Annotated in this window: 22 protein-coding genes; 6 read left to right on the plus strand and 16 right to left on the minus strand. The window is 55.5% G+C overall.

The features are described 5' to 3' along the window. Nucleotides 1-101: 101 nt before the first annotated feature. From CKA81_RS12915 to CKA81_RS12930, 4 genes are all read right to left on the minus strand, one after another. Nucleotides 102-1,241, minus strand: coding sequence for an ABC transporter substrate-binding protein (locus CKA81_RS12915; protein WP_128355637.1), 1,140 nt, complete (start codon nucleotides 1,239-1,241; stop codon nucleotides 102-104). A 42-nt stretch (nucleotides 1,242-1,283) separates the two neighbouring features. After that, complete coding sequence (locus CKA81_RS12920; RefSeq protein WP_128356796.1) at nucleotides 1,284-1,964, minus strand: ABC transporter ATP-binding protein; 681 nt, start codon at nucleotides 1,962-1,964, stop codon at nucleotides 1,284-1,286. Nucleotides 1,965-2,249: 285 nt separating this feature from the next. Then, nucleotides 2,250-3,038: an IclR family transcriptional regulator gene (locus tag CKA81_RS12925; protein WP_128355638.1), complete on the minus strand. Its 789-nt coding sequence runs from the start codon at nucleotides 3,036-3,038 to the stop codon at nucleotides 2,250-2,252. Nucleotides 3,039-3,055: 17 nt separating this feature from the next. Next, entirely contained in the window at nucleotides 3,056-3,358 is a 303-nt protein-coding gene (locus CKA81_RS12930) for a Dabb family protein (protein WP_128355639.1), read from the minus strand. 238 nt (nucleotides 3,359-3,596) lie between these two features. Here CKA81_RS12930 and CKA81_RS12935 point away from each other — a divergent pair, with 238 nt between their 5' ends. From CKA81_RS12935 to CKA81_RS12955, 5 genes are read left to right on the plus strand one after another with little or no spacing between them, the layout of a single operon-like run. After that, the gene (locus tag CKA81_RS12935; RefSeq protein ID WP_228255720.1) at nucleotides 3,597-4,778 is read left to right on the plus strand and encodes an alpha-hydroxy acid oxidase; all 1,182 of its coding nucleotides are present in this window, start codon (nucleotides 3,597-3,599) and stop codon (nucleotides 4,776-4,778) included. Beyond that, nucleotides 4,775-5,962, plus strand: a complete 1,188-nt coding sequence (locus CKA81_RS12940; protein ID WP_128355641.1) for an alpha-amylase family protein — start codon at nucleotides 4,775-4,777, stop codon at nucleotides 5,960-5,962. Before CKA81_RS12935 ends, CKA81_RS12940 begins: the two co-directional genes overlap by 4 nt. A 39-nt stretch (nucleotides 5,963-6,001) precedes the next feature. Next, a complete protein-coding gene (locus CKA81_RS12945; RefSeq protein ID WP_128355642.1) occupies nucleotides 6,002-7,021 on the plus strand; it encodes a TRAP transporter substrate-binding protein in 1,020 nt (339 codons plus the stop codon). Between the two features lie 8 nt (nucleotides 7,022-7,029). Continuing rightward, complete coding sequence (locus tag CKA81_RS12950; RefSeq protein ID WP_128355643.1) at nucleotides 7,030-7,548, plus strand: TRAP transporter small permease subunit; 519 nt, start codon at nucleotides 7,030-7,032, stop codon at nucleotides 7,546-7,548. Beyond that, nucleotides 7,548-8,843 carry a TRAP transporter large permease gene (locus tag CKA81_RS12955; protein WP_128355644.1) on the plus strand — a complete coding sequence of 432 codons (1,296 nt, stop codon included), beginning with the start codon at nucleotides 7,548-7,550 and terminating at the stop codon, nucleotides 8,841-8,843. The genes CKA81_RS12950 and CKA81_RS12955 overlap by 1 nt, the downstream gene beginning before the upstream one ends. 71 nt (nucleotides 8,844-8,914) lie before the next feature. Here the strand turns inward: CKA81_RS12955 and hutG are convergent, their stop codons facing one another. From hutG to CKA81_RS12990, 7 genes are all read right to left on the minus strand, one after another. Further along, nucleotides 8,915-9,733 carry an N-formylglutamate deformylase gene (gene hutG, locus CKA81_RS12960; protein ID WP_128355645.1) on the minus strand — a complete coding sequence of 273 codons (819 nt, stop codon included), beginning with the start codon at nucleotides 9,731-9,733 and terminating at the stop codon, nucleotides 8,915-8,917. 9 nt (nucleotides 9,734-9,742) lie between these two features. Beyond that, nucleotides 9,743-10,594, minus strand: a complete 852-nt coding sequence (locus tag CKA81_RS12965) for a 5-oxoprolinase subunit PxpA (RefSeq protein ID WP_128355646.1) — start codon at nucleotides 10,592-10,594, stop codon at nucleotides 9,743-9,745. After that, nucleotides 10,563-11,318, minus strand: coding sequence for an alpha/beta fold hydrolase (locus CKA81_RS12970; protein WP_164878398.1), 756 nt, complete (start codon nucleotides 11,316-11,318; stop codon nucleotides 10,563-10,565). Before CKA81_RS12970 ends, CKA81_RS12965 begins: the two co-directional genes overlap by 32 nt. Before the next feature lie 80 nt (nucleotides 11,319-11,398). Beyond that, nucleotides 11,399-12,700: a TRAP transporter large permease gene (locus tag CKA81_RS12975; RefSeq protein WP_128355648.1), complete on the minus strand. Its 1,302-nt coding sequence runs from the start codon at nucleotides 12,698-12,700 to the stop codon at nucleotides 11,399-11,401. A 58-nt stretch (nucleotides 12,701-12,758) separates the two neighbouring features. After that, nucleotides 12,759-13,370, minus strand: coding sequence for a TRAP transporter small permease (locus CKA81_RS12980; RefSeq protein ID WP_128355649.1), 612 nt, complete (start codon nucleotides 13,368-13,370; stop codon nucleotides 12,759-12,761). Beyond that, nucleotides 13,357-14,379 (minus strand): TRAP transporter substrate-binding protein, encoded by a 1,023-nt coding sequence (locus CKA81_RS12985; protein ID WP_128355650.1) that lies wholly within the window; start codon nucleotides 14,377-14,379, stop codon nucleotides 13,357-13,359. The genes CKA81_RS12980 and CKA81_RS12985 overlap by 14 nt, the downstream gene beginning before the upstream one ends. A gap of 96 nt (nucleotides 14,380-14,475) precedes the next feature. Then, on the minus strand, nucleotides 14,476-15,384 hold the full coding sequence (locus CKA81_RS12990; RefSeq protein WP_128355651.1) for a LysR family transcriptional regulator: 909 nt from the start codon (nucleotides 15,382-15,384) through the stop codon (nucleotides 14,476-14,478). A gap of 109 nt (nucleotides 15,385-15,493) precedes the next feature. Between CKA81_RS12990 and CKA81_RS12995 the strand changes: the two genes are divergently transcribed. Continuing rightward, complete coding sequence (locus CKA81_RS12995; protein ID WP_128355652.1) at nucleotides 15,494-16,765, plus strand: Zn-dependent hydrolase; 1,272 nt, start codon at nucleotides 15,494-15,496, stop codon at nucleotides 16,763-16,765. A gap of 54 nt (nucleotides 16,766-16,819) precedes the next feature. On the opposite strand, the gene CKA81_RS13000 is transcribed toward CKA81_RS12995, so the two are convergent. The 5 genes from CKA81_RS13000 to CKA81_RS13020 are packed head-to-tail and all read right to left on the minus strand — an operon-like array spanning nucleotide 16,820 to nucleotide 21,828. Continuing rightward, on the minus strand, nucleotides 16,820-17,509 hold the full coding sequence (locus tag CKA81_RS13000) for a GntR family transcriptional regulator (RefSeq protein ID WP_128355653.1): 690 nt from the start codon (nucleotides 17,507-17,509) through the stop codon (nucleotides 16,820-16,822). Between the two features lies 1 nt (nucleotide 17,510). Then, nucleotides 17,511-18,242: a cysteine hydrolase family protein gene (locus CKA81_RS13005; RefSeq protein ID WP_128355654.1), complete on the minus strand. Its 732-nt coding sequence runs from the start codon at nucleotides 18,240-18,242 to the stop codon at nucleotides 17,511-17,513. A gap of 32 nt (nucleotides 18,243-18,274) precedes the next feature. Beyond that, nucleotides 18,275-19,495 (minus strand): CaiB/BaiF CoA transferase family protein, encoded by a 1,221-nt coding sequence (locus tag CKA81_RS13010; RefSeq protein ID WP_228255721.1) that lies wholly within the window; start codon nucleotides 19,493-19,495, stop codon nucleotides 18,275-18,277. A gap of 26 nt (nucleotides 19,496-19,521) precedes the next feature. Further along, entirely contained in the window at nucleotides 19,522-20,559 is a 1,038-nt protein-coding gene (locus CKA81_RS13015) for a cyclase family protein (protein WP_128355656.1), read from the minus strand. 12 nt (nucleotides 20,560-20,571) lie between these two features. After that, nucleotides 20,572-21,828, minus strand: coding sequence for a TRAP transporter large permease (locus tag CKA81_RS13020; protein ID WP_128355657.1), 1,257 nt, complete (start codon nucleotides 21,826-21,828; stop codon nucleotides 20,572-20,574). Nucleotide 21,829: the final 1 nt, after the last annotated feature.

Raw genomic sequence — 21,829 nt, forward strand, 5'->3', positions numbered from 1 at the left:
AGCCAATAGCGACCAGTGCATACACGCAGCCGACGGCCAGCCCGCTAATAAGAGCAGTAATCACGTTCTATTCAACCGTTGTAGATGGAGGGGGGCCTACCTTACTGAACGAGGCTATCCAGTTCGAGGCCATTCTTGCCCAGCCGGACGAAGGGAAGCGGACGCTCTACATCACCATTGGGCTTGATTGAGATGGGGCCGGCGCCGCCCTGAAAGCCCGAGACTTTAAGAAGCGCATCCTTCAACTGGTCCGACGTAGCGGTGTCCACATCCGGCAAGCTATTTAGCGTATGCGCCAGCAGCAGCATGGCGTCATATCCCATGGCCTCATACTGACTGGGCGTCCGCTTGTATTCGGCCTTCCATTGATCTACGAACTGCTTGCCGCGTTCGGTGTCCACCGAACCCGCGAAGTAGTACAGCGCCCCGTAAGTTCCTATTGCGGCCGGCCCGGCAATCTGTGAGAACTGCGGCAGACCCGGTGCAGTGTTTGCATAAACCGACACGTCGATTTTCATCTCACCCATCTGTTTCACGATCAGAGCGGCATCGGTGTAAAAGCCCATTATTGCTACAAAGTCAGGCTTGGCCTGTGCGACAGTGCGCAAGATCGGTCGAAAGTCCTTGGCCGTGGGCTCGTAGGTAGCTCTGCCCACTTCCGTCCCCCCTTGCTCCTTCAAGCCCGCTGCGAATCCGTCAGCGTTGGAGATGCCGTAGTTATCGTTACGGGCGAGAATGAAGACCCGCTTCGCGCCATGATCATTCATCATCCATTGGGCCGCCTTTGCTCCAAAATCATCTGCGCTCTGAGCGATCCTGAAGAACCACGGATTACCCTGCTGCGTAAGCGAGTTGTCTTGTGCCAGCGGCGACAGCTGCACGACCTCGGCTTTACGTGTAACTTCGATAATTGCCTGCGTCTCGGCACTGGTCATCCCGCCAATAATCGCAGTGACCTTGTCGCTGGACACCATGCGTTCTGCTGCCTGAGCTGCGAGGCCCGGGTTGCCGGCACTGTCAGCTGAAATTAATTTTATTGCCTTGGCCGCCTTGTTGCCGGCTTCTTCCAACTGCTCCAGCGCAAATTCCGCCCCTTTCTTTGCCTCTGTCCCGTATACCGCCGCCGCGCCCGACATGGGGCCGATTAGCCCTATTTTGATTTCGGCACTGGCCGATGCCGTTAATGCCACAGCGCTAAATGCGAGCAACTTCACCAGTTTTGTTCCCGTGAGGATGTTCATACTTGTCTCCTAGATATCATTGTTGAATTATTGAAATGTGCATCAATGCTGTGAGGCTTCCCCGCCTAGATACGCGTTCCTTACACGCGGATCTTCCCGCAATACCTGCGACTTTCCGCTTAGGGCAATATGACCTCGCTCTAATACGTATGCCCGATCAGAGATACGCAACGCCGCCTCTGCGTTTTGCTCTACCAGCAACACGGAAACACCTGAAGCCTTCAACTCTTTGATGACCTTGAAGACGACCTGGGCAAATAGGGGGGATAGGCCCATAGACGGCTCGTCTAAAAGCAGCACTTTAGGCTTGGACAGCAACGCCCTACCAATAGCCAACATTTGCTGTTCTCCACCCGACAACGACCCCGCTGCCTGGCCAAAACGTTCACGTAAGCGCGGAAACCGCTGCACTACCTCTTCGATTTCATCGTCTATGGAAGCGACCTTTCGTCTCCAATACAGACCCAACTTCAAGTTCTCAAGAACCGACAGACTTGGAAAGATCCCGCGGCCTTCTGGCACAACCGCGATTCCCAACGAGGGTGTTTCTTTAACAGGTGTCTCGCTGATGTCGCGATCGTCCAGCCACACCTTCCCACCCGTTTGACGCACCTGGCTACACACTGTCTTGATCAAGGTCGTTTTTCCGGCGCCATTCGGGCCGATGATGGCAACGACCTCGGCATTACCGACTTCAAGCGAGACCCCATTAAGAACATTCATCGAACCGTAGCCGGATGAAACCTCGCTCAGGCGCAGTCTCGCTTCACTCTTAGTGACTGTGTTCACGCTTTCACCAAAAAAAGTTGTCTCGAATAATTCTTGATTTGGCAGATGATAGATGGAAAAACGTATTCTGTCAAAGGCTATTTATTTGAATCTTCTTGTTTTATTTATCGGCGTTAAAAGGCTTAATCCTTGCTAGAGGATCGCACCTATGCAACACATGACAGCCCTGATTACTGCGTTGAGAACGAGACCCTCGGACTGGCCCTATGGAGGAGCTAACTACTTAGAACTTGCAGGCCGCCGATAGCCAAGATTCGCAGAGATTCGCTCACCAGCGCGCTTAAGCGCAAGCAGATGTCCCGGTGGCGGCTGACGTCCGATGAACTGGACAAAGCCCACCAAGCCCAATGTTCCGATGCAGTCGCCGCTCTCATCGAAGATAGGCACTGCAATCGCGTTCAGCCCCAATATCATCTCTTGGGGAGCCGTCGCCCAGCCCAGTTCTCTCACCTCTTCGATCTCGGCTTCCAACTTGTCGTGATCACACATGGTGTGTTCAGTAAAGCGCTCCAGGTCGCGACCACGCACCCATTGCATCAACGGTTGACGACTGAAAGCCAGCGCAACTTTGCCCTGCGCCGAAGAATGAAACTGCATCTCCGTGCCTGGGCGAACCCCAATCTCGAACACCGACGTGCCAAAAACAGTTTCAAGAACAATGACGCCGCGTGTGCCAACCGCTGATATCGTCACGGACTCGCCGGTTTCTTCCCGAAGTTCCGCGATGGCTTGCTGTGACTGGGTTAACAAATCCACACGCTGCGCCGCAGCCCGGCCTAACAAATGCACTCGTACGCCCAAGCGGTAACGTGAGCTGGCGAAATCTTGAGACAAATAACCGCGATCAAGCAACGTGCGCAAATGACGAAATATGGTGGCCTTTGTAGAGCCCAGCTTGTCGGCAAGCTCGGAAACGCCAATACCGTCCTTGGTCTGGGAGATCGCTTCCAGAATATCCAGAGTCACATGGACCGATTTAATAGCGGATGCCGGCTTGTCGTCTTTCACAACGTCTCCTAAAGATCTCAAAGTTCGTCGGGAACAAAGCTGACGATAGCGCGCGTAGCCACTAAAGGTCGGAATCGTTCAACCACATGACGCTCGTGCTCTTCACTGAGCAGATAGCGATCCAGATCCTCCCGATTGTCGAATTCTATAGAGAACGCGTACTCGAAGGAGGAATCCCGCTCGCTGATGTTTCGGCCAATGGAAAAATTTCTCATCCATGGGAACACGTTAGGAAAGCCCTGATACTCGGCAAGCAATGCTTTGCGTTGAGCTTCAGTCGCTTCGGGCTTGAAGCGAAAAAATAGGGTGTGCTTGATCATATCGACCTCCTTACCGTACCGCTATACGGTACAAACACTGTTTATCTCCCAAGAATCAAGAACCATAGCCTTAATTCCATTGAATAAAGTCCAGAACGAATGATATCATGTACCTTATTACGGCATGTCGTACCGTATTAAGGAACAGCGCAGTCGGGCAGGCCCGGATTGCCCAAGGCTCAAACACTCCGGTCCGCGAACGCCATCAGAACATTGCACCTCTCATCAAGGAAAAGGCTTGAAGGCTTATAACAATGAAGACCTCCGGCTCGCAGCCAAGCGGGCATTGCCACGCGGGCTTTACGAGTACATTGCCCGGGGCAGCGAAGATGAAACTGCGCTTGGCAGAAATCGGCGCGCGCTCGACGCCATAAAGTTCCGTCCGAAAGTATTCGTCAATGTGGCGGGGCGCAATCAGAAAACCACTGTACTTGGCAAAGAGCAGGCTTCGCCACTAATTATCGCGCCCACTGGTGCTGCCGGATTGATGTGGTACCAAGGAGAAATCGCCCTTGCACGTGCGGCGCAGCAAGCGGGAGTTCCCTTCACGGTGTCGACATCGGCGATTACCTCAATGGAGAAAATCGCACAAGCAAGCCAGGCGCGCCTGTGGTTTCAGCTTTACATCTGGCCAGACTTCGCTATGGCGGAAGAGCTTATTGGCCGCGCCGAAGCGGCGGGTTACGACACCCTGATGGTTACTGTGGACACTATCGTGAATCCGAATCGCGAGTACAACTCGCGCAACAGTTTCAATGTGCCCATCCGCTTCAATGCGCGCAACACCTTGGATGTGTGCCGTCATCCTCTATGGCTGATACGGGTTTTCTTAAAGTACCTGCTAAACAGCGGTATGCCGCAGTTCGAAAATTATCCCGATGCAATGCGCATGTCCATGACCGGTAATCGATCCGGAAAGTGGGTCGTGACCAAAAAATCCGAAACTCTAAACTGGGACGACTTGAGCCGACTGCGCGATCGCTGGAAGGGATCATTGGTCATCAAGGGCATCCTTGATGTCGAAGATGCCGACGAGGCGGCGAGGCGCGGCGTAGATGGCATTGTGGTTTCCAACCACGGGGGACGCAACCTTGATTGCGTACGCTCTCCACTTGAAGTGCTCGAAGATATCGCGAACAGGGTCGGCGACCGAGTCGACGTGATCGCGGACAGTGGTTTCACACGCGGCAGCGATGTCGTCAAGGCCCTGGCGCTAGGGGCCAAGGCTGTCATGGTGGGGCGCTGCCCCTTGTACGGCTTGGCTACCGGCGGCGAGGCGGGCGCACTGGAAAGCCTTAATTTCTACCGGGATGAAATAGACCGCGTCCTGGCCTTCATGGGCGTCAACGACATACGCAAGCTGGAGCGCCGGCACGTGCACCTGGATCCGATGATGTTCGGCTTGGAGGCCTTTAAATGAAGTTGGAAACTTGGGTGTATCCCTGGGATATTGCTTCATCCGGCGCGGATGCCATGCTATCGGAGATGCGCGATCTGGGACTGAAGGGCGTACGAGTCGCCAGCAACTACCATCCTATCGGCACATTGTCGCCCCGATCGACAAGCAGGCGGGTGTTGTACACAGAAAGGGGTGGGGTGTTTTTTCCTGCCCGCGCCGAGCGTTACGGCCGTATCCGTCCGCAATGCTGGCCCGAGAAGGAAGTGCTAAACGTATGGCCACAGGTTGCCGAGCGCGTAGCTCGTTATGGAATGTCCATGAGCGCCTGGACCATCGGCATGTTCCAGCCTTGGGTCACCCACCAGCTTCCTGAGACGGCCCGCGTCACGCCCTGCGGAGATGCCATTCCGTCGATGACGTGCCCGGCCAATCCGGACGTCCGGACCTTTTTCACATCCATGTGCGCCGATCTTGCCGAGCAATATCCCATCGAAGGCATACACCTGGAAGGCATCTCTTTTCATCACTATAACTACGGCTGGGTCAGGCCGCGCATTCTTATCGATGTAGCGCCCTGGACGAATTTCCTGATGAGCCTTTGCTTCTGCCCTAGCTGTTGCGCTCGCGCCAGTGAAAAAGGAGCCGACGTCGAAGCGTTGCGGGCCCGGATTCTTCACGAACTGGACAAGTGCTTTGAAGCGCCGGGCGACACCGATCAGGCGGCGCCACTGAGCCAACGCTATAGCGAATGGCTACAGACAGACGAAGATTTCGCGATGTTCATCTCGCTGCGAGAAGATGCTGTCGTTCAACTTATCAGAGAGATAGCGGACGCCGTCCATCGCGTCAGGCCGCAGTGCCGCATAGGAGTCTGGAGCCCTATCGAAGTCGATGGATCGGCGGGCGTTAAGTTGGATCGGGTCATGGATGTGATTGGTTCCGTGCTGGTCTGGGAGCCTTCCAAGCGTTTCGATGAGGCCCGCCAGATTCGGACCGCAACCCAAGCATCCGGTCACGATGTTCATCTTACTCATTTCCAGGCTTGTGGGTGGCCCCATGGCGCCGATTCGCCAGAGCTGCGACACGAGCTGGAGACCGCTTATTCCTTACCAGTCGATAGCGTGGCTTTCTATAACTATGGATTGGTGCGCGCCGGACAAATGCGCCGCATGATAGAGATTGCACAGTCCCTTGATACGGCATGATTTTTACAGCAGTAATTTCACTTTTCAGGAGACACAACAATGAATCAAAAATTTTTTGGCAAGCGCCTCAAGCGGCTGACCATTATCGCGGCCAGTACTCTGGCCATGGCCCTGCCAGGCATCACTACAGCGGCAGATAAACCCATTAAGTGGGACCTTGCCGGCTACTACGGCATGGGCACGCCGCCCACCAAGTTACTGAACGAGTTTGCTGCCGAGGTCAAAGCGGCCACTGATGGCAAGCTGCTGATCTCAGTCCGCCCTGTGGGCGAATTGCCCTACTCGCCCCCGGAATACCATCGCGTGGTTGGCAATGGATCCATTCAAATGGCCGACACCGCGTGGATAGCGGGCGACATCCCTTCGGCTGGTGCTTTAACCCTACCGCTGTTAGTGCGCAACTTCACTGAACTGCGTACAGCCATGCAGGCAGCCCAGCCGGGCATCGACAAAGAATTGGAGCGATTCGGGGCAAAACCGCTGTTCTGGTACAGCTTTCCGGTAGCGAACTTCTGGGGGACGGGTTCGGCTCCTCAAAGCCTGCAGGAGTTCGCAGGCCTCAAAATACGCGGGCTCACGCCAGAACACTCCGCACTGATCGCGATGCTGAATGCAGCGCCAGCAACCATCGCAACTCCAGAAGTGATGACCGGCCTACAGTACGGCACAATCAACACTGCGATTACGTCCGCCTTCGGACTGACTTCAGCAAAGTGGGACAGCCTGATCAAATGGGGCTACATCGTTAACCTGGCACCTACTCCCAGTTACATCGTCGTGAATCAAAAAGACTTCGACGCTCTGCCTGAAGATATTCGTCAGACTCTGGTAACCGTAGCCGCCAAGCACCAGGAAAAGATGCTGGACTTCATTGAAGCTGACGAAGCCAGGCTGCAAAAGGAACTGGCCGACAGCGGGCTCGTGCTGGTAGAGGCGCCCGATGAAGAGATCGAAGCCCTGGTCAAGCAAGTTGAGCCCTTATGGCAGCAGTGGCATGAGTCGCGCGGCGACACCGCCAAGGCGACCCTGGATGCCGTACGTTCGAGTATGAAACGATAGGAGGCAGCATGGCCCCAAAGATCACCGGCGGGTGGACAGGAAAAATGGCAAATAGCGGAGCGGTCATCGCCGCCGCCGCTGTCGTGCTAAGCACCATACTGGTGCTGGCTGAAGTTGTCGCTCGGTCCATCTTCCACACATCGACCATGATAAGCGTGGAGTTCTCCAGTTATCTGCTCATCGTCATTACTTTTCTTGGTCTCGCATACACCCAGAGGTCAGGACAAATGATTCATGTGGATGTGCTCTTTGGTGCCTTGTCGCCGCGCAAGCGGGCCTGGGCAGATGCATTGCGGCATACCGCAATGCTCGCCTACGCAAGCATCGCGCTGTGGTACGTAAGCATCTTTACCTGGCGCTCGTATACCTTGGACCAGGTCTCGTCGTCGCTACTCCGGACACCTCAATATCTTCCCCAATTATTCATGGTGCTTGGCTTGGCGCTGCTGACGGTGGAATTGATCAGAAGTTGCCTGCTCGCATGGCGTGATGCCTTCCACGGGCATAAACAGCACGGGACCGAATAATGGAAGTTTTCACCGCCTTAGGGCTATTCGTGGGCACGTTGACGGCCTTGCTACTGATCGGCACATGGATGCCCGCAGCGCTTGGTATCAGCGGCCTCACTCTTCTGATCGCAAATGGCGACGGCCGCATGCTGGAATCCATCGGCTCGGTATTCTGGAACCAAGGCAGCAGTTTCGTGCTGCTTGCGATCCCGATGTTTATCTTCATGGGCGAGATCGTGCTGGCAAGCGGCGTAAGCAGTCGGTTTTATCGTTCAATCACCCCCTGGGCCCGCTTCCTGCCGGGCCAACTTTACAACAGCAATATCGTGGCGAGCGCCTTGTTCTCGTCGGTGTGTGGATCTAGCGTTGCTACAGCCGCCGCGGTAGGAACCGTTGCCATCCCCGAGCTACGCAAAGCCGGCTACAACGACAGAATGAGTTTCGGCACACTTGCCGTGGGCGGAACGCTAGGTATTCTGATACCACCGAGCTCGGCCATGATCATATACGGCAGCATGGTCAACGAGAACATTGCCAAGCTGTTCATCGCGGGAATCGTACCGGGGGTGATGATCGTAGGGCTATGCATTGCCTATATCGTTCTAGCCACCGTTTTCAATCGCCGATTAGCGCCGGCGCAAACCGGCCTGCCTTCTCTGGGCGAACTGCTTCAATCAGTCCCCGGCGCATTGCCCTTGATTTTGCTCATGGTGGCCGTGATCGGCAGCCTTTATACCGGCATGGTCACCCCGACAGAGGCAGCCGCGGTAGGTGTCCTGGGCGCGCTGTTGGTTGCCGGCAGCTTCAAGAAACTAAACTGGCCCATGCTGAAACGCGCGTTGGAGGCCACGGTGGCATCCACCTGCATGTTGATGTTCATTATCTTAAGCGCTCAGATCATTGCATTCGCCTTCGCACGCCTGGGGATCACGCGCGAGCTCACCGATTTCGTCGTAAATCAAAATGTCTCGCCCTGGACGATGCTGTTGATCGTTGTCGTGCTTTACCTGGTGTTGGGCTGCTTTCTAGACGCTATCTCCATGATGGTGATGACACTGCCACTGATCTATCCAGTCATGATGGAGCTGGGGTTTGATTCGGTCTGGCTGGGCGTGGTGCTTGTACTGCTGATGGAGATCGGACTTATTACGCCACCGGTGGGGTTGAATCTATTCGTACTTCAACGGGTCGGAGGAAGGCCGCTACGAGAGGTAGCGCTAGGCTCACTGCCATTCGTCGGGTTGCTTTTAGCCGGAGTGCTGCTGCTTGCCATCTGGCCGGAAATCGCCTTGTGGCTGCCTGGGAAGCTTTAGCTCCACAACTTCTCGGCGGAGGGTTCGCCGAGCAGGTCCGGCCATTTGGCTACTCAGATGTTTACCAAGTGCTAGCTTGAACGGCAATAGCCGATCATTAGCTCTAGCATTCGGCGCACATAGGGTTGAACACGTACAGCGACGGAATCCAGATAATGAAACGGAAAAGACTCTTGCATATAACTGCTTTGCGTCATCTCCAACTGCACGGCATGCACTTTCTCAGCCGGGTTTCCATATCTCCGGGTAATGTAACCCCCGGTATAGCGGCCGTTCAGGACTGAGGTGAACCCATCCTCACTTGCTGACTTCGCGATCGCAAATATATCGTCGGCCAAGGCCGTGTCGCAACTTAGCCCTTGCGCGGTGCCTAGATTCAGGTCGGGCAGTTTGCCATCGAAGAATCGTGGCAAAACTGAACGGATCGAATGTGCCTCCCACAAGCCCGCCACGCCATGCATGGATTTGATTCGATCGAGTTCCTCCGCCAACCTCTCATGGTAGGGACACCATAGAGCCTCACGCCTCGCCGCTATTTCGGCGTCGTCAGGAGCGCCTCCGGGAAGATAAATGGGCGTGTCGTCGAACGTGTCTACCGGACATAGGCCGGTTACGCTCTGCCCAGGGTAGAGACTGGCGCCATCAGGGGGTCGGTTCAAATCTATGACGTATCGCGAATGCGTCGCAGCCAACACCGACGCACCAAGCTCGTCAGCGAAGTTGTAGAGTTGCTCAAGGTGCCAGTCAGTATCGGGCACCTTGCGAGCTTCGTCGGTCATTCGATCGGCAATATCTGGAGGTATATACGTCCCGACATGAGGCATGGAAAGCAGCAATGGTGCGCTGCCTTGGCGGAAAATAAAGCCCGGATGTTCGTTCAATTGCATCATCTATCCAACTTATGAAGCGCTGATATGAACGTTGTGCTCTTGCAGCTTGCGATGCGCTTCTTCAAGAAAATGCAACACCCGCGGGGTATCGGCATGGAAGCAAATCGTCCCAGGTTGCAATACGACATCGTTGCCTTCAACGCTACGGACTGTACCTTGCACCCCCATTTGCTTTACGCGTTCCGACACACTCTCGGGCTCAGTCACCATGGCATCAACGCGCCGGCGATCTACCAAAGCACCATTATCGTGATAGGCCCGATCAGAGAACGCTTCACGCACAAAAGGAACGCCCGCCTTCTTTGCTGCCTCTTCCATGCACGAAAAAGGAAGGCCGTACAGTGGTAAACCGTCACGATACTCTGCAACGGCCTCTGCCACCGCTGCAGCAACCACAGTATCGTGCCCGCTGCGGTTATAAAGCGCGCCATGGCACTTCACATGGCTGACCGCCATACCCTCCATGCGAAGGAACCCATCAAGTGCCCCCAGTTGATACTGGATGATTGCCTTCAGCTCGTCCTTGCTGACGTCCATATAGCGCAAACCAAAGCCCGAGCGGTCGGGATACGATGGGTGCGCGCCGACTCGGCATCCGGCCTTCTTTGCCGTAGCAACGTACCGCTTAATCAGATAGGGATCGCCCGCGTGGAATCCGCAGGCCAAATTAACAGACGACACCAGCGCCATAATCCGTTCGACCGAAAGCGGTGCATCAACACTGTCGATACTCCCGCCGCGCTCGAGGTCTGCGCGCCAAATCTGATTAGGCGCCGGCCAAACGCCATAACCCTCCCCGATATCGGCATTGAAGTCGATGCTTTTAGTATTAGCGTTCATAGCTGCGATTCCCCTGCGCAATACTTTCCTGCGCCAAAAAGTCCAGTAGCAGACCACCAAAGATTTGGGGCTGTTCAATATTCGATATGTGTGCGGCGTTCTCGATCACTTCCAGCCTGGCCGCCGGAATACCGGCTGCAATGATTTGCGCGCCGACAACGGTAGTGGTGGGATCCTGGCGACCGGCAATAACCAAGGTGGGCGCTTGTATGGCTGGGAGCTGGTCAGTCAGGCCCAACTTCATCAGGGCTCTGCAGCACTGAGTGAAGCCCTCCACGGAGGTGCGGCGTATCAGGCTGCGTACCCATTCGATCACTTCGCTCTCAGTTCTGCGAAAAGGTTCTGTAAACCAACGCGTAACCGTGGGCTCCACCAGCGGCTCCATCCCGCCAGGGCCGCTGGCCGCGTCAATGCGCTCTTGCCACATCGGCGCAGACTCTGGCCCGTAAGCACTTAGCGTGTTGGACAATACCAGTTTGTCGACCAACTGCGGATACTTCAGTGCGAGTGCCTGCCCAATCATGCCCCCCATGGACAGCCCCACAAAGTGCACACGGGGAATATCCAGCGACGCGAGGATCGCGGCCACGTCGTCGGCGAGATCCTCAACTGAGAAAGATGAGGTCGGACGGTGGGTGCCACCATGGCCACGCGCGTCGTATCGGAGGATACGATAGCGGGGAGCCAAGAGTCGCACCTGCGGATCCCACATGCACAGATCTTGTGCCAGAGAATGGCTGAACATCACGACTGGCTTATTCGCAGCTCCGTCGAGTTCCACCCTTGTGGATAGCCCATTTATAGAAATTTGCATTAAGGTGCCCCCTAGTTGGACAGCTTCTGCGGCAAGTAAGTGGCTATCTCCGGGAACGCCGTAAGAAGGAACACCGCGAGCACTAAACCGCCAAAGAAAGGAAGAGACGCTTTCGCAACACGAAACATGTCATGGCGAGTAAGTCCCTGAATAACGAACAGATTGAACCCGACGGGCGGTGTGATTGACGACATCTCGACTACGATAACCACGTAGATACCGAACCAGATAAGGTCTATTCCCGCCTGCTCGACCATTGGCAAGATGATGGAAGTGGTCAATACCACAATCGATATGCCGTCTAGGAAGCACCCCACAACGATGAAGAAAAGAGTCAAGGCGAGGATTAATATATGAGGAGACAAGTTCATGTCGCCTATCCAGCGTGCCAGGTCGCTTGGGATGCCGGCAAAACCCATTGCAACCGTCAAGAAAGCAGACCCGAGCAGCAAGATCGCGATCATGCACGACGTACGGGTCGCCGCGAGCGCCCCCTCCACAAAACTGGCCCACGTCAAAGTACGTGATGAATATGCCATCAGCAACGAAAGCGCCACGCCGACTGCCGCTGCATCCGTAGGCGAAGCAAGCCCCAAGTAAATAGAACCTATCACGGCGCCTATCAACAGCAATAATGGGAACAGCCTGCGGCTTTGATGCACTTTCTGAAAAAACGGCATGGACGCCTCGCGAGGAGGCATTTTGGACGGATTTAACAGGGCCCAGATCATCACGTAGCCCATGAAAATTCCAGCGACCATGATGCCGGGAAGAATGCCGGCCATAAACAGGTGGATAACAGACTGTCCACTGGCAATCCCGTAGACAATAAGAATAATGGAGGGTGGTATCAGCAGTCCAAGTGTGCCGGCACCTGCAAGCGTACCTATCGCTACGTCTTCGTCGTAGCCCCTTTTTCTCAGCTCGGGTAGCGCAATTTTTCCGACCGTTGCGGCCGTGGCTGCTGAAGAGCCGGACACGGCTGAGAACAATCCACAGCCCAGTACATTAATGTGGAGTAGACGACCAGGCACACGGTTCAGCCATGGAGCCAAACCGGCAAACAAATCGTCCGACAATCGCGAGCGCATCAGTATCTCGCCCATCCAGATAAACAGAGGCAGCGCGGCAAGCTCCCACGAGTAACTTGCGCCCCAGAATGTCGAGGCAAGAACTTGGCCGGGCGGGGCACCGCTAGTCATCAGTATTGTGATGAAACCCACGCCTGCAATAGATAACGCAATCCACAGACCACTGGCCAAGAGCGCAAGGAGCAGAATCAGCAAGCCAAGCGACAAGAACACGTCGATCATCGAAATTCCCTGTAATGCCAATTTGGTGAGGGTTGCTCAGCGGGAGTGCCCATCCGGACTAGTTGCTCTGCAAATTTCCGAGCTTATCCGCAGCCGGCCGATCGTAATGAGCCGGTTTCCCTTGGCAGACCGCACAGAATGCGTCCGCAAAGGCAATAGTAAGGATTGAGAGCCCGATCAGCATGGCCGATTGTGGAATGAACAAGGGGATGGCCACCATCCCAGGCAAAGTATCGCCGTACTCCTTCGACTCCATGACCAATGCCAAGGTGTACCAAGTGGTGGCCCCCATGATGAGCGTGGCCACCCCAGAGCACCAGAGCTCGACGGGAATTTGCCACCTCACTGGTAATCTTGCCAGCAACAGGCGCACGCGGATGAGCTCACCGGAAGTCAGCGTGTAGGCCAAGGCCAAGAATGTAGAGGCAGACAAAAATAACCCCGCGATGTCCGCATACCCCGGAATAACAATGCCCAACTGCTGGCCAGTTGTCAGCAGAAGCAGGCGGTCGAGGGCATTTCCAAGTACCTGCACCGAAACGATCAGGCATATGGCCACCAGAAATACAGCGGCAAGTCGACCGCTCTGCAGGTAAAGACCATCCAGGAAGCGCCGCAAGAAAGGCGCGTTCCCTTCCCAGCCAGGCACTTGAGGTTTATTGGGCGCCATTACCGGTCAGCTTCTTTTCGTAGGCATCGACCACGGCCTTGCCTTCTTCACCAGCATTCTGCAACCATTCGTCGGTCAAGGTCTTACCGACCTCTTTGAACCCTTTGACTAGCTCAGCAGACGGGGTGATGCCTTTCATGCCGCCTTGGACGAGAAGATCAACGCCCTCTTTCGTATCGATCTCGCTCATCTCCCATCCGCGCTTCTCTGCCTTTGCAGCCGCTTGCATTACTGCTTCCTGCACGTCTTTGTCCAAGCCGTCAAAGACGCGCTGATTAACGACGATCAGGTTCTTCGGCAGCCAAGCCTGAACATGATAAAAATGCGTGCTCCAATCCCATGCCTTGTTCTTTGCGCCCCCCGACGGCGATGTCATCATGGCATCAATGCGACCGGTGATGAAAGCGGTGGCCATCTCGGTAGCCTCGGTCTGTGTCGGCACCATGCCAATCTGCCTTGCCATGCGCTCGGTAACCGTGTTGTAGGTGCGGAAACGCAAGCCTTTTAACTGGTCCACTTCCGTCACTTCCTGTTTGGTAAACAGTCCTTGAGGAGGCCAGGGCACGGCAAAAAGGACTCGAAGGCCTTGCTTTCCAAGGTGCTGCTGCACAAAGTCGCGCTGTGCCTCCCACAATGCCAGCGCCTCGCTATAAGACGATGCAAAGAAAGGCAGGGCATCAAGCTCGTAAATGGGGTGTTCGTTAGCTAACCGAGCCATCAGAAACTCGCCGACCGGAATTTGTCGGCCACGTATCGCGTTCTTGATTTCCGGATGTCGGATCAGGGACTGGCCGCTATGGACCTTAATTTCGAGTTTCTTGCCGGACAGGTCCGAAACGTCTTGTGCGAACTGACGAATATTGCGGGTATGGAATTCAAAATCAGGGTAAGGCGTTGCCATGTCCCAAGTTTCGGTAGCCGCCGCCCCACTAGTCAGTAAGGTACACGCTAAAGCGATGAGAAGTTTGCGCATGAGCTTTCTTCCAGAAGTTGTTAAAAGAGGAACCATCAGCTCGGGGAGCCGGCGTAACAAGGTAATTCTATATACGCCCTCTCCATAAATCACATGCTTTTGTATCGCCTTTGCATAACATGAGGTTAATGGTCAGCGCGCGCTGACGAGTTCCTTATACGTCGTGTTTCCAAGCAGAAGTGCGAGAAGCTCACGTCCTATCATGGACAGTGGATGGAACTTGGAGTAAACGGCGCATATAGTGATCACCGTATGCGGCGCCAAAGGCCGGGTCACAATACTGGGCCAACTGCGCCCATTGACCGATAGGCCATCGATAATTGCCACGCCGGCACCGTTTTGAACCAGCGCGCACGCCGTGTGCGTATGGCGCACCTCTACAGCCGGCCTGATTTCTATACCCTGACTGCGAAATACCATATCGAGCAGTATGCCTAGTGGCGTATCGAGCCCATAGGCAATGTACCGTTCCTGGGCTATGTCTTCGACCGTAAGCATAGAGCTTTCGGCGAGCTTATGGCCGGGCGGCACCGCCACATTGAGCGGGCTTTCATAGATGGGCAAACACTCCAGATTGGGGTGCTCTATGGGCTGGATACTTATGCCGAACTCGAACTCCTGGGTAAGCAGTGCGTTGATCATATCCGCCATATTTTTCGTATCGAGCAAGATCCGCGCTTCGGGGTAACGACTTCCCAACATCGCAAGCGCCTTGGGCGCGAGCGTTTGGCTGAGGCTCGGGCTGCAACACAGGCGTAAGGCCAAAGACCGCTTCTCCACGAGGTCATTGATGGACTGATTGATGCGCTGCACGCCCTTATAGACTGTCTCGACTTCCTGAAAAAGCTGGCGCGCCTCCGGCGTCGCATAGAGACGACCTTTGATGCGCTCGAAAAGCACGAAACCAACCCTGGTCTCAATGTAAGACAGCAAGCGGCTAACTGCGGGCTGAGACACATGGAGCAACTGAGAGGCGCCGGTAATGGACTGCGTCAGCATGATCGCGCGGAAGACCTCGATCTGTCTAAGGTTCAGGGACACAGGCCTACTCCTTAATTAAACGTTATGGCTTGACAATAAATTAGCATAAGACCGCATGACGAAAGCTCTCTACACTGGCAAGCCTGTGTATCATCAAAAGCCAAACCTCATGCAAACAGTTCCTACAGCCGGCCCGCTTAACAATATTGAGCGGCTCTGGAAACGCGTTGAGACGCTCTCCTCCTTTACTGATCCCCATATGCCCTGGACTAGGCGCGCCTTCACCGATCGCTATTCCCACGCTCGCCGATGGCTGCAAGAGCAGATGGAACAGGCGGGATTGAACGTCCATCTGGACCAGGGCGGCAACATGATAGGTCGGCGCGACGGGCGAGACCGCGACGCATTACCCATCATCACTGGTTCGCACACCGACACAGTCTTGGAAGGCGGGCGGTTCGACGGCATCATCGGCGTATTGGCCGGCATCGAAGTAGCGCAATCAATGAGCGAACAAGGCATTGAATTGGCGCATCCCTTTGAAGTCATAGATTTTCTTTCGGAGGAGCCCAGCGATTACGGCATCTCTTGTGTGGGTAGTCGAGCGTTTTCAGGGCTGCTCGATGCCAAAATGCTTGCCACCCGCCGCCCAGACGGCGAATCTTTGTCTGAAGGTATTCGACGCATAGGAGGGAACCCAGAGGCGCTCCGTCGTCCGTTGCGCGATGCCGGTAGCACCGGCGCCTTCGTAGAGCTACATATTGAGCAAGGACCCGTCCTTGAAAGTCGCGACCTGCCCATCGGCGTGGTCACACATATCGTGGGCATACGTAGAGTAGCAATATCCGTCCACGGTCGCGCCGACCATGCGGGCACTACTCCGATGAACCTACGCCAGGACGCGCTGGTAGGCGCGGCACGGCTGATCGACGCTGCCTGCGCACTTGCGCGGGAACTGGGAAGTGCCCAGCGCTACGTAGTGGCGACGGTGGGGCGTCTGACCATGACGCCAAACATGTCCAACGCCGTGCCGGCAAAGGTGGACATGATCCTGGAGGTGCGCAGCGACGATGAAGAAGTTCTGAAACACTTCCCGGAACTACTATCCGAGCGCAACATAGATCGGCTGGAAGATGTACGCGTCACCGTCACGATTGACGACCTTAGCCATTCGGGGGTGACCACTTGTTCAGACACGATCATGGCGGCCATCGAGCGTAGCGCAACGTCTTTGGGTCACCAAAGCATGCGCTTGCCCAGCGGCGCTGGCCACGATGCTGTGTATGTGGCGAAAACCGGCCCAGTGGGAATGATCTTCATTCCTTGCTTGCAGGGCAGGAGCCACAGCGCGGAGGAATGGATAGAGCCAGAGCAATTGCTGAAGGGCACCGACGTACTGCTTCAAACTATTGTGGAACTGGATAGGATATTGGCTGCCTAGGCACTGGAGCCCAACCCTCAAATCATGGAGGCCGACATGCGGAAACGGGGTTGTTCACGTCTCGGCAGCCAGGCGCTTACGCTTGCTGCGCGCTTCGGCGTAGGCCTGCAAGATGGCCGGTAGGTTGATCATCACATGCTCACGCTTCAAGGTAGCGGCCCGCGTAAAGTCCCGCTCGGCCAGCGCTCCAATGATTTGATACGTGTATTCCAGGGATTTACTCTGGTCCAAGCGCCGCGATATCAAGTTGTAGCGCAAGGGTTGCGCCTTCTCGCTAAGCTTCGATAAAGCTTCAGTCAACGGTTTGTTATTCGTACAAGTGACGATTTCGTTGTAGAAGTTCTTGATTTCGGTCAGATAAGCCAATGCATCATGCGCGGCATAAGCCTGCCCCAAACGCGCATGACAGTCCTTAAGCCTCTCGATCAGCTCGTCCAACTCGCCTACCTCCGCGAGCTCCATAATGGCGTAGGCCTCGAGCTCGGCTCGAAGTTTGTACTGGTCGATAATTTCTTTCTCGGTGTATACCGTGACCTTGAACCCGCGACGTTGTGTGTGCGTGACCAAGCCGCTTTGCTCAAGCATGCGAAGCGCTTCGCGTATTGGGCTGCGGCTGGTGCTAAAACGGCTCTCAAGGTCTTGTTCGCGCACGGGCTGACCCGGACTTAACGAACCATCGATAATCAATTGCCGGATCTGCTCGCGAAGGAAATAAGGTATTGTTCCCGGAGCTTTCCCATCCATATCAACTTCCTTCGCTAGCGGGCTGCCCGGCGGGCAGCGTCCGTAAATACTCGATGACTTCTTCCATCGGAATCACGTCGGCAAACTGGCGGTCCATATCGAACAAACTGATAGCGTGAGATATCGGTATCCGATCGAAGACGCCCTCTTGAGGCACGATGGTTCTGAAATTGTAAGATGAAGAATCAAAAACGGTAGCACGGATGCAATTGCTGGTTGCCCCACCCACCACAATCACCGTGTCGATCTTACGATCTACCAGGTATCCCAATAGCGGTGTTCCGAGAAATCCGCTGGGCTTTTTCTTTACGAAGACGACATCGTTATCACTGGGTGTCAGTTCAGGCACCATTTGGGCACCCAAGGTCCCCGCCAGACACCATCTGTCGCTATCCAGCAGGTCGCGCTTAAGCCGATAGACTCCCATATCGGTACCATTTGGGTTGATCTCGAATAGCGTAAAGAAGCACGGTACGCTGACTTGCTGCGCCTGTTCGACCAGACGGCCGATTTGCCGGACCGCCTCGCGGCCGCTTTCACCACAACTGGACGGCCATGCCGCATCGTCATCAGCCACGCCCACCATATACTTCTGGGCGTCGATGACTACCACGGCAGGACGCTGCCCAAACCCCATACGACGCCCGAACTTCCCCTTGGTAACCACGGCGCTATCGGCTTCGCCAAGATAGGCATCCCACGGCCGATCCGTGGGCTGGGCTTGCTTGCTCATAAAGTCTCCATGATGCGATTTGCTGCGGCGGCCTAGCTGATTACGCCGGCTTTTTTTAGTTCGGCAGATTGCTCAGCCGAATACCCAAGCCTGGATAAGATCAGGTCACTATGCTGCCCAAAGGTGGGCGCTGCCGGGAGGGTGTCTGCGGTATATTGTTCGCCGAACTTGATGGGCCTGGCCATGCCGCGATAACTGCCCACCAGCGGATGTTCGTAAGTGGCCACCATATTCTCCGCCGCAACTTGCGGATGATCGAACATATCTTCTACCTGCAACACTGCTGCACAGGGCACGCGTTCACCGAAGATCTCCTCCCATTCTTTAGCTGTACGTTCGCGAAGCGCCGCACGAAGTTGCGGTACAACCTCGTCCACATGCTGCGCACGTTTACGGACGGTGTCGTAGCGAGGGTCTTCAGCCAAGCGGCTAAGCCCAGTCAGCTCGCACAAGGCGAGCCAGAAGTGCGGCGTGTTGGCTGATATATACAAGGTTCCGGCGCGCGTGGGATGCAAACCGGTGATTCCACCGGAACGCATATCGCGATTCACATCACGCGGCTCGCCTTGCGCCCATACCAAGCGGGCTGATTGCATGGCTAGCGCGCTGCGCAGCAAAGATATACCGACGTACTGTGACTTCCCGGTGCGCTCGCGTGCGTACAAAGCTGATGCCACCCCGCCCGCCAACAGCGACGCAGCGTAGTAATCGACCACCGATCCATAAACGATCTGGGGATCTTCCAGGCTTCCCTGCAAACTGCAGATGCCCGACATGCTTTGCAGCACCTGATCGTAGCCCGCCTTGTTCCTTAACGGGCCTGTCTCGCCGTATCCACTCAGTGCGCAGTAGATCAGTTTTGGATTGATCTGCTCCAGTGTTTCAAAATCGATGCGCAGGCGCGGCGCGACCTCGGGACGAAAATTATGTACCAGCACGTCGGCGGAGCGGACCAGGTCGAGTAGAACGGCGTAGCCCTCGTCGGACTTCAAATCCAGAACCATACCGAGCTTTCCGCGGTTCACCCCAAGAAAGGCGCGTCCTTCAGCTTCGAGCGTGGAGGGGTATTTCCGGAGGTTATCGCCCTTGGGTGGCTCGATCTTGATTACTTCCGCACCCTGGTCAGCCAGGAGGGTGCAACCATACGGGCCTGCAATGTAGGCGCTGAGGTCCAGAACGCGAATGCCGCTTAAAGGCCCGGCCTGACAAGTATCATCTGACCGTACCGCTTCCGTAGATACTGCTAGCTTCACATCGCTTCCTTTTAAATCTGTCATTGCTAGATGGTGGCAACCGGAGTTACCGGAGAGCCCACTGCGCCAGGCAGGCGCAACGGAGGCGCCGTAAGCAAGAAGCGCGATCTGCCTTGCGACTCAAGTGCGCTGGCGAGTTCTGCCAAATACCATAGTTCGCCCAGCGGCAAGCCAAGCTTGAATAAACACAGCTCGTGCAAAGGCATGAAGGGGCCATCTGAAGGCGGCTGCTTGGTAGTTGGCCGCCTCTCGACCGCATAATTGTCTGCAATCAACGCCGCGATGCCGCTGGAAGTTATCCAGTCACGAAGCTCGGGATCGCGGCCATCCAGGACGGCGCAAGCCCCATGCAGGACCGCCGGGTCCGGATCGCCCGCCATTTGCACAACCCGGTCGGCAAAACCGGTATACAGGCAAAGCATGTCGCCCGGCTCAACTGTGATGCGGTCGGCCGCCAGCACGCTCTTCAAGAGCGCGTAGTCGACTTCAACCCGATCATCGCCGTAATGCTTATGGAGATTCACCAAGACAGCCCTGCCCTGGATCGCAGCAACGGCCATGTTCTCCACGCCAAGGGCGCCGGCGTTTACCGTCTGGCGGTCAACCGTGTTAACTGGCCGGGTCTCGCCCACCACGTGGCTACCAGCACGGTATCCGTTGTAGTAGACCCGCTGCGGCGTACCGTCGCCATCCACATCGAACAAACCACCCACATGCGCCAGGCTATCCCACTGCGTCGAGTATTGCGTATACAGCACGACGCAATCATCGGAAATAACGTCCGTCGCTCCCGGGTGTTCGCAGCATAATGGATAGTTGTAGTAGTCATTCTTTCCGTCTGACACCGGCTGCAAACGTGGGGCATGACGACGGGGGTTCAGGCGATTGCCGCCCGGCAGATCCAGGGGCAGGCTTAGGCAGAAACGTTCGCCTGTCTTCACCTCCGCGACGCCTTGCTTGACCTTTTCAGGGGTGAGCAGGTTCAATCGACCCAATTGGTCATTGGGACCAAAGTCGCCCCAGTTCGAACCAGGCGGCCGGCACTTCCATCTCGGATTACTCATTTTCTGTTCGCTCTACTTGAACCAGAGGGTTAGGTAAGGCACATAGGTCACTAGGGCCAGCACGACAAGCATGGCCAGGATGTACCAATTCATGTATCGGAAAGTCTCATGCATGCGGACGCCGCTGATACTACAAACCGTAAGCAACACGGTGGCTACTGGCGGCGTTTGCTGGCCCAACGCCAGGTTCACGCAGACGATGACCCCAAAATGCACAGGATCTATACCCAGTTGAAGGGCCATAGGAAGCAATACCGGGACAATCACGATGATGGCAGCGGGGGCCTGAAGGAACATGCCCGCGACCAAAAGTATGGCGTTAACAAGCAACAAGAAACCAAAGGCAGTATTGGTTATGCCGCCCATGGCTTCGACCATCTGCTGGGGTATCTGCTCGTTAGCCAATACCTGGCCTAAAACAGCAGAGCCCGCCAATATCATCATGACTGAGGCCGTTTGATGAGTACTGTCTACAAGCAGCCTGTAACCGGTCTTCCAGCTAAGCTCGCGACGAGCCAACCCAAAGACCAAGGCCAGTACTACCCCGACCGCAGCCGCTTCGGTTGGTGTAAAGATCCCGCTTATCAGGCCACCGACCACGACTACAGGTAGCAGCAACGGCACGATCGCCCCATGAGCAGTACGAACCACGGAAGGTAAGTCAAACTCTCTATCTACCGGGTGGCCTTCCTTACGGGCAAAAATGTAATTGGTGATTATGAAAGCAAGCACCAGCATGACGCCTGGCACGATCCCCGCAATGAAAATATCCCGGATCGACGTGTTCGTTACGGCGCCGTACAGCACCATAGGAATCGAGGGCGGAATGATAATGCCAATAATGGCTGCAGCGGCGGTAACCGTTACCGCAAAAGCTTTGGGGTATCCCACCCTGGCCATTTGAGGAACGAATATTTTTCCCAATGCGGCGGCGTCAGCCACAGCGCTTCCGCTGATCTCCGCCATGAACATGTTGGCCAACACATTGACATTGGCCAAGCCTCCACGCATCCAACCCACTAGCGCGCTCGCGAAATCCACAATGCGGCGCGCTATCGATGTGGCGCTCATCAGCTCGCCCATCAGTATGAACAGCGGCACCGCAAGCACCACAAAACTGGTGGTGCCATGGAACAAAGTAAGCGGAACCGATTTCAGCCCCATGTCGATAAACAACATGGCTCCTACCGATGCAATCATCAGTGCGAAGCCTATAGGCATGCCCATAATGAGTAATACTGCCAAGCCGCCGAAAAGTATCCAGGTCATG

Origin of the sequence: Pollutimonas thiosulfatoxidans (assembly GCF_004022565.1) — a bacterium.
In the GTDB taxonomy this organism is placed as follows: Bacteria; Pseudomonadota; Gammaproteobacteria; order Burkholderiales; family Burkholderiaceae_B; genus Pusillimonas_D; species Pusillimonas_D thiosulfatoxidans.